The sequence below is a fragment of the Sphingomonas phyllosphaerae FA2 genome (assembly GCF_000427645.1).
In the GTDB taxonomy this organism is placed as follows: Bacteria; Pseudomonadota; Alphaproteobacteria; order Sphingomonadales; family Sphingomonadaceae; genus Sphingomonas; species Sphingomonas phyllosphaerae.
The window spans coordinates 1,910,377-1,922,795 of record NZ_KE386571.1; the positions used below are offsets into that span (position 1 = coordinate 1,910,377).

General features: G+C 68.1%; 6 protein-coding genes. 3 read left to right on the top strand and 3 right to left on the bottom strand.

The genetic code is table 11. The annotated features are described in order from the left end of the window. The gene (locus SPHPH_RS0109245; protein ID WP_081668587.1) at window positions 1-2,139 is read left to right on the top strand and encodes a S8 family serine peptidase; all 2,139 of its coding nucleotides are present in this window, start codon (window positions 1-3) and stop codon (window positions 2,137-2,139) included. Between the two features lie 314 nt (window positions 2,140-2,453). On the opposite strand, the gene SPHPH_RS19365 is transcribed toward SPHPH_RS0109245, so the two are convergent. Continuing rightward, window positions 2,454-3,995 carry a glycoside hydrolase family 27 protein gene (locus SPHPH_RS19365; protein WP_051272940.1) on the bottom strand — a complete coding sequence of 514 codons (1,542 nt, stop codon included), beginning with the start codon at window positions 3,993-3,995 and terminating at the stop codon, window positions 2,454-2,456. 146 nt (window positions 3,996-4,141) lie between these two features. Here SPHPH_RS19365 and SPHPH_RS0109255 point away from each other — a divergent pair, with 146 nt between their 5' ends. Further along, window positions 4,142-6,517, top strand: a complete 2,376-nt coding sequence (locus SPHPH_RS0109255; protein WP_238303012.1) for a glycoside hydrolase family 127 protein — start codon at window positions 4,142-4,144, stop codon at window positions 6,515-6,517. Beyond that, on the top strand, window positions 6,514-8,076 hold the full coding sequence (locus SPHPH_RS19370) for a family 43 glycosylhydrolase (protein ID WP_037488363.1): 1,563 nt from the start codon (window positions 6,514-6,516) through the stop codon (window positions 8,074-8,076). Before SPHPH_RS0109255 ends, SPHPH_RS19370 begins: the two co-directional genes overlap by 4 nt. A gap of 384 nt (window positions 8,077-8,460) precedes the next feature. Here SPHPH_RS19370 and SPHPH_RS0109265 read toward each other — a convergent pair whose 3' ends face one another. Both SPHPH_RS0109265 and SPHPH_RS19375 read right to left on the bottom strand, forming a co-directional pair. After that, window positions 8,461-9,375: a glycoside hydrolase gene (locus tag SPHPH_RS0109265; RefSeq protein WP_238303014.1), complete on the bottom strand. Its 915-nt coding sequence runs from the start codon at window positions 9,373-9,375 to the stop codon at window positions 8,461-8,463. A gap of 10 nt (window positions 9,376-9,385) precedes the next feature. Continuing rightward, window positions 9,386-12,220 carry a glycoside hydrolase family 127 protein gene (locus SPHPH_RS19375; RefSeq protein ID WP_081668588.1) on the bottom strand — a complete coding sequence of 945 codons (2,835 nt, stop codon included), beginning with the start codon at window positions 12,218-12,220 and terminating at the stop codon, window positions 9,386-9,388. Window positions 12,221-12,419 lie beyond the last annotated feature (199 nt).

The window sequence follows — 12,419 nt, forward strand, 5'->3', positions numbered from 1 at the left end:
ATGCACGCGCGCGTCGCCGGTCGTCCCGCCACGGCAATCGCTGCGGCACTGGCGCTGGCGGCGTGCGGCGGCGGTGGGGGCGTGGTCTCATCTGGGACCATCGCGCCCCCGGTCCCTGCTCCCTCGCCATCCCCCTCGCCCGCCCCTTCTCCGACGCCAGTCGCTTCGGCCGCCGACAGCGCCGAATATCGCGCGTCGGGTGCCGCGGTGCTGGCCAGGACCGCCGCGGCGCTCGACCGCGGGATCACCGGACGCGGGGTGACGATCGCGGTAATCGACAGCGGCATCGCGCGCACGTCGAGCGAGTTCGCCGGGCGCATCTCCGCCGACAGCACCGGCTTCGCGCAGACCATCGCGCGCTGCGACACCTGCGCGCCCGAAACGGTCGCCCCTTATCCGATCGACGATCGCGTCGGTCATGGCAGCGCGGTCGCCGCGGTCGCGCTGGCGGCGCGCGATGGCGTGGGCGTGCTGGGGGTCGCGCCCGAGGCGACCTTGCTCGCGCTCAAGATCGTCGCGCCCGATCTGTCGGCGCGCGGCTCCACCTTGCCCGAAGGCAGTGCGCCCAATGCGTTCCTGGTCCCCACCGCACTGCGCTACGCCGTCGGCAAGGGCGCGTTCGTGAGCGTACTCGCGCTCGATGGCGAAGCGACCGGAGCGCTCGCCACCGACCTGCATGGCGCAATGGACGATGTGCGCGCCGCCGACCGGCTCGTCGTGCAGGCGGTCCCCAACAGCGACGACGCCAACGACGGCGGGATCGCGCAGGCGCTGGTCGGCACCGATCGCGGCAATGCCCGCTGGTTCCTCTACGCAGTCGCGCTCGACGCCGGTGGGACCCCGCGCACCGGAAACGGCACGCCCGGTGCGCTCGCTGACCGCACGCTCGCCGCGGCGGGCAATGCGATCCGCGCCATCGACGCGAACGGCGCGGGCGTGACGGTCAGCGGCAACAGCTTCGCCGCGCCAGCGGTGGCCGGCGCAGCGGCGTTGCTCCGGCATTACTGGCCGGGCCTCGGCGGCGCGGCGATCGCGCAGATTCTGCTCGAAACCGCCGACGATCGCGGCGCGCCCGGGGTCGACCAGATCTATGGCGCGGGCGTGCTCGACATCGCGCGCGCGATGCAGGCGCAGGCGCCCGCCAGCGCGTTCGTTGCCGCACAGACCGTGCTCGCGCGCTTCACCTCGCTGTCGCTGTCGGGACCGTTCGGCGGTGCGCCGGATCTTGCGCGTCGCGTCGGTGCGATGACCATCATCGATCGCTACGGTCGCGACTTCATGCTGCGCGGCGCAGGCGTGCGCAGCAGCGCTGGCGGATTGCGCGTCAGCGGGCTGACCGCGTCATGGCTGCCGGATACGCCCGCGACCGGCGCATGGGCGGGCTTCATACCGATGCGCCCCGCGGCGATCACGGTCGGTCCACACGCAACGATCGCCGCGAACGTCTCGGTCGACGGTGGCGACGGCCTGCGTGGCGGGACGTTGCGGGGGCCGGCAATGAGCGGCATCACGGCGGCATGGGAGGGCGCGGGCTGGTCCGCCACGATGGCGGGCGGACGCGCACGTGACGGGCGTGCCGAGTTGCGCCGGGTGTCGCTGAACACTCCATCGGGCCTTGGCACCGAATTGGCATTGCTCGATGAGCGCGCGCAGCTCCTCGGCGCGCGTGTCGGTGCGGCGGGCGCGCGCACGATGCTGCTGACCCTGAGCGGCGCGCACACAATCCGGGGCATCGCCTTGACTGCGCGCCTGACCGCGAGCCGCACCGCGCCGCGCGGCGGATCGGCGCTGCTCCGGCTCGATCGCCCGCTGACCGGAAGCGCGTTCATGCTCGAAGGTAGCACTTTGCTGTTCGGCGGGCGCGCGACCCTTGGTGTATCGTCACCGTTGCGGCTCGACCGCGCATCGGCGATGGCGAAGGTGCCGCTGTCGTTCGATCTGATCGGTGGCACGCTCAGCGAAGCCGTTCGGCGCGTCGACCTGACGCCGCGCGCGCGCGAATGCGACCTCGAGCTGGGGTGGTCGGTGCGCGTCGGAACGCGCGGCCTGGTTCGGCTCGGCATGGCGCAGGCGTTCGACGCCGGGCACGTCGCAGGCGCGCGCGACACTGCAGGTTTCGTAAGTGTCGCGATACGTTAGCCAGGGTGGATGCCAGAGCCGCAGCGTCGAGGTGACGCCGGCCTTCCGAATGGGGCCGGCATGGACGCTGAACGACGGCTACATGCCCTATCATGCCACCTGTGCCGGCACCGCAAAACCGCCCAAGACGACAATCCCGCGTGGCAGGCTATCAACCCGCCGCGTCATACGTGGGTTCTGGCGGCGGGCCAGGCGCGCTCGATCTACGAGCCGGGCGGCACGACCAAGCTCGTGGGCCATTGCTTCATCGATACCGCCGGCACCGCGCTCGCAACTGGCTTATGGGACGGTTCCTCGTCAGGATCGAGGCAGAATCACCCGGCGCCGTTCGCCCGCAGGAAAACGGTGCCGTGCGCGGGAACGCTGAACGACTGCGTCGCTGGATCGACATCGGCCGCCCGCCACACGTCCCGCAGCTTGCCGAAGCGCGCGAGGCCGACGTCCTGCGGCGTCAGCGTCATCGCCGCAGGCTGCTCGCTGCGGTTGAACAGCGCAATCGCGATGCCGCCGTCCGCCAGCCGCTTGGTCCAGATTTCCTGCTGCCCGGATACGACCGCTGCCTTGCCCTGGACGCCCGCGGAATCCTGATCGATCGCGATCGCCTCGCGGTTGGACAGCAGCGTCAGCGCGGCCGGGCTCGTCGCGCGCAGGTCATGCCCCATCATGAGCGGCGCCGCCGACATCGCCCATAACGTCATGTGGGTGCGATATTCGTCTTCGCTCATCCCGCCGTTGCCGATCTCGAGCATGTCGGGATCGTTCCACCCGCCTGGCCCGGCATGGCCGAAGCGTGGATTACGCTCGAACCCGATCTCGCTCATCTTGGCATAGTCGTCGGTGATGTCGCCGGTCGTCCGCCACAGATGCCCGCCGACCGCGCGCCCCCATTCCGCCACGTCGAACCGCCCGTATTCGCACAGCGAATAAATGATCGCGCGCCCGGTCGCCTTCAGCGCCGCCCCCATTTCGTAATAGCTGCGGCGCACGGTATCGGCGCTGTCATATTGCCACTCGCCCGAGCACAGATCGTATTTGAGATAGTCGACGCCCCAACGCGCGAAGGTCCGCGCATCCTGCGCGACATGGCCGTAACTGCCGGTATAGCCCGCGCAGGTCTTCAGTCCCGGCGAGCTGTAGAGCCCCAGTTTCAGCCCGCGCGCGTGGACGTAATCGGCCAGCGCCTTCATGTCGGGGAACTTGGCATTCGGGCGCAATTCGCCATCCGCGCCACGCTCGCCCTGCCAGCCGTCGTCGATATTGACGTAGCGATAGCCGGCGTCGCGCAAGCCCGTGGACACCATCGCATCGGCGATCGCGCGGATGGTCTTGTCGTCGATCCGCTCGGCGAATTTGTTCCAGCTGCTCCACCCCATCGGCGGCGTCGCGGCGAGTCCGTCCGGCGCGATCGTCCCGAGCGGCGGCAGCGGTACCGCATGATGCGCCAATGCGGCGGCGCGCGCCGCGCCGACCGGCCTTCCGGTCTGCCGCACCTCCGAAAACCAGACTCCGCCGGTCAGCACCACCCCCGCCGGGGTCAACCGTGCGGTCCAGCGTCGCACGGGCACGTCAGGGGTGTTGATGTTGCGGATATCGAAGCTGATCGCCTCGCCGCGGCGCACGACGTTGCGCATCGGCATCGTCCCATACCAGTCGGAGGTAAGCTGCCCTTCCCATCCACGCCCCGTCCGCGTCAGCTCCATCAGCCGCACACCCGGGCGCGGGTCGCGCCGATCGAAGGCCACGCGCAACGTCTTGCCCGCTCCCGGCAGCGACGGCGCGATCGGACGCGCCAGCCCGGGCGAGGCAGACAGGGTCGCCGCTGCGATGACGGTCGTTGCGATCGAGAACCTGTACATCTTGCCTCTCCACCTAGGTCGACGATCGTGAGGAAGGGCCAAGGCTGCCTTCGCCACTCTCCCGACAGAATCATTTGCGAATTCGCAAATATCGTATACGGTTTTTATGTCCGAGTAATGCGGATGGATCAATAGGAGGATTTTGGATGCCGGCCCTCACCCGCCGCTCGCTGATGACCGGAGGCGCCGCCGTGGCGATGGCGAGCGTCCTGCCGCGCGCGGTCGACGCCGCCTCCCCCGCCCGTCTGCCGGCTCGCGCGGCGCCATTGCCGCTTTCCGACGTCCGGCTCGCCCCCTCCGACTTCGCGACGGCGGTCGAGGCGGATCGCGCCTATCTGCTCGAACTCAGCGCCGACCGGCTGCTTCACAATTTCCGCAAATATGCCGGGCTGCAGCCCAAGGGCGAGATCTACGGCGGCTGGGAGAGTGACTCGCTCGCCGGCCACACGCTCGGCCATTACCTCACCGCACTGGTGCTCATGCATCAGCAGACCGGCGACGCCGAGTGCCGCCGCCGCGCCGATTATATCGTCGCCGAACTCGCCGAGGCGCAGGCGAAGCGCGGCACCGGCTATGTCGGCGCGCTCGGCCGCAAGCGGAAGGGCGAAACCGCGATCGTCGACGGCGAGGAAATCTTTCCCGAGCTGATGCGCGGCGAGATCCGTTCGGGCGGGTTCGACCTCAACGGGTCATGGTCGCCGCTCTACACGGTGCACAAGCTGTTCGCCGGGCTGCTCGACGTCCATGCCGCCTGGGGCAATGCGCAGGCACTGACGGTCGTGCTCGGACTCGCCACCTATTTCGAACGCGTGTTCGCCGCGCTCGATGACGAACAGATGCAGAAGGTGCTGGGCTGCGAATATGGCGGGCTGAACGAAAGCTATGCCGAGCTTTACGCGCGCACGAAGGACCCCCGCTGGCTCGCAGTCGCGCGACGCATCTACGATCGCCGGGTGCTCGATCCGCTGGCGAACCAGGAGGACAAGCTCGCCGGCTTCCACGCCAATACGCAGGTCCCCAAGCTGGTCGGCCTCGCGCGGCTATACGAGCTGACCGGCGACCAGCGTTATCGCACCGCGTCGCAATTCTTCTGGGACCGCGTGACGAAGCACCACAGCTACGTCATCGGCGGCAATGCCGATCGCGAATATTTCTTCGGTCCGGACCGCATCGCCCGCAATTTGAGCGAAGCGACCTGCGAGCATTGCAACACCTACAACATGCTCAAACTATCGCGGCAGCTGTTCGCGCAGACGCCCGACGGCGGCTATTTCGACTATTACGAGCGCGCGCACCTCAACCACACGCTGTCTCAGATCAACCCGCGCACGCGTGGCTTCACCTATTTCACCCCGATGCTGTCGGGTGCGGCGCGCGACCATGCGCCGGCCGGTCAGGAAGGTTTCGTCTGCTGCGGCGGCAGCGGGATGGAGGCGCACGCCAAGCACGGCGACTCGATCTTCTGGGAGGGCGACGGCATGTTGCTGGTCAACCTCTACATCCCCGCGCAGGCGCAATGGCGCGCACGCGCCGCGACGCTGACGCTGGCGACCGGCTACCCCTATGAGCCCGAGGCGCGGCTGACCTTCGCGACGCTCGGCAAGCGCGGTCGCTTCCCGGTCGCGCTGCGCGTGCCCGCATGGGCGGCGGGCCGCGAGCAGGTCACCGTCAACGGCGAACCGGTCGCAGTCGACCATGCCGGCGGCTATGCGATTGTCGAGCGCCGCTGGAAGGCCGGCGACACGCTCGCGATCACGCTGCCGCTGGAGCTGCGGACCGAGAACGCGCAGGGTGGCGGCCCGGTCGCGGTGCTGCGCGGCCCGCTGGTGCTCGCCGCCGATATGGGCCCGGCCGAAACGCCGTGGCAGGGCGTCGAGCCCGCGCTGGTCGGCGACAACGTCCTCGCCGCCTTCACGCCGGTCGCGGGCGCGGCGGGCACCTTCGCCACCAAGGGCGTCGGCCGCCCCGGCGACCTGACCTTCGTCCCCTTCTATCGTCAGTATGAGCGCCGCAGCGCCGTCTATTTCCGCGAGTTCACCGAGGGCGAGTGGCGCAAGGAGGAAGCCGCCTTCCGCGCCGAACAGGCGCGCCAGCAGGATGTTGCGGCGCGCTCGATCGACGTCATGCACTTCGGCGAGATGCAGCCCGAACGCGACCACAATCTCGAAAGCGAGCAATCGTGGCCGGTCAGCTATCGCGGCCGCAATGGTCGCGACGTGCGCTCGGGCGGCTATATGGCGTTCACGCTCAAGGCGCGGCCCGGCCCCTTGGTGCTGCAGGCGACCTATTGGGGCGACGACAGCAATCGCGGCTTCGACATTCTGGTCGACGACGTGAAGGTCGCCAGCGAATTGCTCAAGGGCAGCGCACCGGGCCGCTTTGTCGATGTGGACTATCCGCTGCCGCAGGCGCTGACACGCGGCAAGACGTCGCTGCGCGTCCGCGTCGTGCCGCATCAGGGGCAAACCGCCGGCCCGCTGTTCGGGGCACGGCTGCTGGCCGAAAAGGGAGCCGCCAAGTGAGCCGTTTCATCATCGCAGCCGCACTCGCCACGGTCCCCGCCGCGCTGCTCGCGCAGGACGGCATCCCCGTCGTCGCGCCCGGCAATCCGATCCTGGCCGATGGCCGCTATTATTCGACCGACCCCGCGCCGTTCGTCGACGGCGACACCTTGTGGATCCTCGCCGGGCGCGACGAGGCCGCGCCTAACGTCAACGACTTCATCATGAACGAATGGCAGTTGCTGTCCACGAAGGACCCGGCCTCGGGTCGCTGGCGGCACTATCCTGCCATCGCGCGCCCTGAAGCCGTGTTCGCCTGGGCGGAACCGGGCCGCGCCTATGCGGGGCAAATCGTCAAGGGCCTCGACGGCCGCTACTACATGTACGCGCCGGTGCTGGAGCGGAACAGCGACGCGCAGGACCGGTTCGCGATCGGCGTCGCGGTCGCCGACCGGATCACCGGGCCGTGGCGCGACGCGCATCCGTCCGGGCCGATCATCTCGCAGCGCGTCGGCGTTCCCAACAACATCCAGAATATCGACCCCACCGTGCTGATCGACGACGACAAGCGCGTCTATCTCTACTGGGGCACGTTCGGGCAGTTGCGCGGCGTCGAACTGGCGCGGGACATGCTGACGCCGAAAGGTCAGGCGATTAGCGTGAACACGCTGACCGGCTTCTTCGAGGCACCGTGGCTGATGAAGCGCAAGGGCACCTATTACATGCTCTACGCAGGCAACAACGCCGGGCCGAACTCGCCCTGCACCCCCGCGGTGTATCACGCCTGCATCGCGTACGGCAGCGCGCCCTCGCCGCTCGGCCCGTGGACCTATCGCGGCACCGTGCTGCCGCCGGTCAGCTCGACCACCGACCATTCCGGCGCGGTCCAGTTCAAGGGGCAATGGTATCTCACCTACCATACCGCCGATGCGGTCGGCGGCGGGCATTTCCGCCGCAGCGTCGCGATCGACCGGATGGACTGGGACGACAGCGTCACCCCCGCCGCGATTCGCCCCGTCACGCCGACCCGCCGGCCGCAACCCCCGGCCGCGCCGACGCGCAACATCGCGCTCGCCGCGCACGCCGCGGCGTCGAACGAGCCGATCCCGCTGCAATATTGGATCAGGTCGCTCAACGATGGCGTGGTCAAGGATAACCCGCTGCCGCCCGATCTGTGGGGAAGCTGGTCGCCGAACAACCCGCCGCAGCAATGGATCGAATATCGCTGGCCAAAGCCGGTGACGCTGGACGGCAGCCGCATCCGTTTCTGGGGCGATCATCCCGTCGGCGCGGACGAGGGCGTCGCCCCGCCGCGCGCCTGGCATCTCGAATTTTGGCAAGGCGGGTGGAAGCCGGTGCCAGGCGCCAGCGGCTATGGCACCGCCGTCGACGGCTGGCAGGCGGTGCGCTTCCCGGCGATCACCACCCGCTGCCTGCGCGCGGTGTTCGATGCCTCCGGCCACCCCGGCAAATACGCCGGCGTAGCGGTGCAGGAATGGGAAGCGCTCGCCCCGCGCGGGGCGGTGCCGGCAAAGACGAAGCCGCCGGGCGTACAGGGCTGCGACGCATCAAAGGGTTAAGTACAGCGCCATCTGTCGTCGCCCTGGGCTCGACCCGGGGACCGCTTCTTCACCACGGGCGATGTAAAAAGCGAGCCCCGGGTTCAAGTCGAAACCTCTGCGAACGCCAGAAGATGGCCCCCAACACGTCGTCACCCCGGACGTGTTCCGGGGTCCACTGCTCCGCAAGAGCGCCCGCTTCTGCGCTCGCGGAACGGTGGATGCCGGAACACGTCCGGCATGACGGATGGAGTGTCGCAGAAGTCTCGATCAAAACCGGGGTGATGACGGTGAGCAAGTGCTGAACGTTTGTCGGCTGTTCAGAACGTGCTTCACCAAAGTCGACGCGTGACCCCAGCGGGGATCAAACCGCTGCGCTGGCTTCCCGACACATAAAGAGCCGCCTCAACACACCTCGGCGGTCGCCACCGGCGGCGCGCCCGCGGGTGCGCCCGGCCGCACCCGCGCCGGGTGCATGTAGAAGACATCGCCCGACAGATGGTGGTTGCTGCCATAAACCTCCGACAGCACGTTATAAAGCGCCGGATCATAGCGCAGCAGGTCGGCATCGTTCAGGATCACCTGCCCGTCGACCACCGCCTGCATGTTCGAGTTGAACCAGGTCTGCGTGCCCTCCGCCCAATATTCCTGCAGCGTGGTCATCGCATATTCGCCCTTCCACATGCCGCGCGCCGCCGCCGCTGCATAGGCGCGCTCGACCCGCGCATAGAGCGCCGGATCGGCGACCTCGACCGCGCTCAGGATGCCGTGCGAGAATTCGTGGACGAAGATATGCTCGCCGAAATAGCGCTCGCCGGGGATGCCGAGCAAATTCTCGGCTCCCGCGCTGATCAGCTGCCCGCCGGTGCCGCGCGCGCGACCGTTCCAATATTGCGCATCGGTCAGCCGCCCGATCCGCTCGTCATAATGTTTGCGTTCGCAGATCGTCAGCCGCGGATCGTCACGCGTCGGCTTCTTCCAATCCCGCTGCTCGGGCAGGTCGACCGTCCCCTCCTGCACGCCGAGGATCGCGACGCGGATATGCTGCGCGATCATCGCATGCCGCACGTCCGGCCGCTCGATCAGCATCTCGGTCACGATGTCGCGCGCGCGCAGCAACGCGGCATCGGGCACCGCCGCCGACGACGTGATCGGTATACCCACCGCGTCGACATAGCGTTTGTAGAATGGATCGAGCTTCCATTCCGCGGGAGGCGCGCCGATCGCGCGCGCCGCATAGTCGTCGACCGGTGCCTGCGCCGCGGCGACGCTCGCCACGCCGGCCGCCGCGAGCAACAGCGCACGGCCGATCGTCTTCATCGCGCGCATCTCAGGCCTGCCCCTGCGCAATCCAAACCAGCGAATGCGGCGCCGGCTCCCGGCGCCGCACCTGCGCAGCCGTCTGCTGCGCACCACCCGCGCTCACGCTGCCCGGCGCATATTGAACGTCCGAGCGGCCCGGAAATTCGGGGATCGCCCAGCCGGTGCGGTTCATCCGCGCATAATTCGGGATCGCGGTCAGCGGCGAGCCATCCGCCCAACGCCCGCGGATCGCCACCACCCCGCCCAGCAGGTCGCCGCGCCATTCCGGCACCAGCGCACCGCTGCCGATCGGCTGATCGATCCGCCGCTGATCGGCCTTCTCGACGTTGTAAACCAGCGGCCCATATCGAAGCGCGACCTTGCCGCGCGTCGCCTCGATCCGCTCGTCGGCGGTGACGCGCTGTACCGCCAGCGGCAGCTCCAGCTCGACCTTGTCGCCCTTGCGCCATTCTCGCGTGATGACCGCATAGCCCTTCTCGATCTGCGGCGTCACCGCCTTGCCGTTGACCGCGAGCCGCAGCAGCCCGCCCACCGCCGGCTCGGCATGATAAAGCGCGCTGGTCTTGCGCTGCGGCACGCGGATGCGCAGCGCGAAGCGGCGCGTCTCCTGCGGGTTGACGGTGATCGCCACCGCACCCTTCCACGGATAATCCGTCTCCTGCACCATCTCGACCGGCGTCCCCGCGACCTCGCCGACCTGGATGCGGCTGCCGACGAACAGATTGACGTACAGCCCGTCGTTGCCCTTCACATAGGTCCAGGTCGGCATCATCAGCAATGTGCGCGGGATATTGCCGACGCAGCACGGGCAGGTGTGCCAGCGCGCGCGTTCGGTATCGACCAACGGATTGGTGTAGCAGAAGCTGGTACCCGCCAGATCGGTCGCCCCGAGCAGCGCGTTGTACATCGTCTCCTCGTACAGATCGGCATATTTGGCGTCGTGATACGCCAGGTTCAGCTTGTACTGGAAGAAGATCAGCCCGCAGCTCGAACAGGATTCGCAATAGGCATTGTTGCGCAGCGCGTAATTGCCCCCGAACCCTTCGGAGGTATCGCCGCTGCCCACGCCGCCGGTGACGTAATACTTACGGTTCACCATATTGTCCCAGAGCGACATCACCGCGCTCTGGTAATCGCGATCGTCGGTCTCGGCGGCAATGTCGGCCATCCCGGAATAGAAATAGACCGCGCGCACCGCATGGCCGACCGCCTCATATTGCTGCTCGGGCGGCAAATGGCTCTGGTCGTACTCCGCCCCGCCCTCACGCGAGTCGAGCAGGAAGCGCGCCAGCTTGATGTACGCGTCGCCACGCCCGTTACCTTCGACATCGTTGACGAACCGCCCGAAGCGCACCAGCGCCTGTTCCATCTCCTGATGCCCGTCGAACCACGGCTTCTTGCCCGGACCGATATGCGCGACCCAGCAATCCGCCAGCTTCTTGGCCGCATCGTACAGCCGCAGGTCGCGCCCGCCGGTCAGCGTGTGGTGGTTGATCGCGGACTCGATGAAATAGCCGGCGACGTAACCTTCATGATCGGCGCGATGCTCGGGCGACCAGCGCTCGGGCCAGTTGCGGCGATCGGCCAGCGTGTAGGCGGTGTGCAGATACCCGTCGCGCTCCTGCGCGGCGAGGATGATCGGAATCCACCGCTCCAGCGTCGTCCGCATCTTCGCCTGGGCCTGCGCGATCTCGGCATCGCCCTGCGGATCGACCATCAGCGCGATGCACATCGATTCGACCGTCTGATGCACCCAGGCGTTGGAGAAGACATAGCCCTTGTGCGGCGCATGCGCCTCGCCGCGCAGCGCCTTGCCCGCTTCAATGAAATTGTCGATCCCGCCCTGCCCATCGGTCAGGTCGGTACGCTCGCAATAGGCGATGCAATGCGGAATCCAGTTGACGATCAACGCCTTGGCGCGCGCATTCCACAGCGGACTGTGGATCGCGTAGGGCGTGGTGTAGACGACGTCGAGCCGCTTGGCGGGCGGCGGCGTTTCGGCGTGCAACGCCAGCGTCGACTCCGATGTCTTGCCCTGCGCGCTCGCCGCCAACCGCAGCACATAATCGCCCGGCTGCGTCACCATCGCGCGCGTGGTCGTCGCGCCGGCATCGGCGAACACCACCTTGCCCGGCCCGCTCACCTGCGTCCAGCGGACGGCATCGCCGGGACGGCGTTGCAGCCACTCGGCCTTGCCGGCCAGATAGGTCTGTCCGCCGACCACCACCGCCCGGTCGACGCCTGCGCCTACCACCGGCGCAAAGGCCGGAACCGGCCCGGCATTATAGACCTTCCATTGCAGCACGCCGACCGACTTCTGCCCGTCGCCGACGAACGCCAGCTTCAACTTCTGCGTGGTGACGCGATCGAAGGTGGTGCGGTTGAACCGATCCCCCGCCACCCCGCCGCCGCGCGCGTTGCGGACCGGCACGAACGCCTTCCCGTCCCAATAGGACAGCTGCGCCGAGGTCGGCAGCGCGATCCCCTGCCCGTCCTGCCACCAGTAAACGTCGACGCTGTCGGTCGACACCGGCTGCTCCCATTCATAGACCACCCACTGCGCCCCGGTCTGCGGCCACGTCCCGTAGGCGCCGCGCGCGGTATCGACGGAACTCTGCGGCTCGGCCCCATTGTTCAGCGCGGCATAGCTCGTATCCCCCGACACGAACCCGCCGCTCGCCTTCGCGACCTTGGCCAGATTGACCGGCTCACTCGCCGGCGCAGCCTCGGCGATCCGCGGCGCGAGCGGCATTCCGAGCCCGGTCGCCAGTCCGGCCAGCACCTTGCGCCGACCCGGAGCGAAATCGCCCGCTGCCCGCCCGCCGCTCTTCAATTCGTCCATGCCGTCCGCCTCTCGCAATGCTCGGCGACCGATCCCCGAGCGATGAGGAGCGACATCTCTCCCTTAACTCTTGTCGGCGGTCGCCGCCCGCTATCCAGAAGATCGTATACGAAATCATCAGCGCAGGCCAAGCGGAAATTGGAGCAATACGCCGCTCCTGGATTTCTACTGCTCGCACCCCATCCCCGCTTGCAGGAAC

Coding starts and splice junctions, on each gene's coding strand:
- SPHPH_RS0109245 (WP_081668587.1), top strand. CDS start 1: ATGCACGCGCGCGTCGCCGGTCGTCCCGCCACGGCAATCGCTGCGGCA.
- SPHPH_RS19365 (WP_051272940.1), bottom strand. CDS start 3,995: ATGTACAGGTTCTCGATCGCAACGACCGTCATCGCAGCGGCGACCCTG.
- SPHPH_RS0109255 (WP_238303012.1), top strand. CDS start 4,142: ATGCCGGCCCTCACCCGCCGCTCGCTGATGACCGGAGGCGCCGCCGTG.
- SPHPH_RS0109265 (WP_238303014.1), bottom strand. CDS start 9,375: ATGAAGACGATCGGCCGTGCGCTGTTGCTCGCGGCGGCCGGCGTGGCG.
- SPHPH_RS19375 (WP_081668588.1), bottom strand. CDS start 12,220: ATGGACGAATTGAAGAGCGGCGGGCGGGCAGCGGGCGATTTCGCTCCG.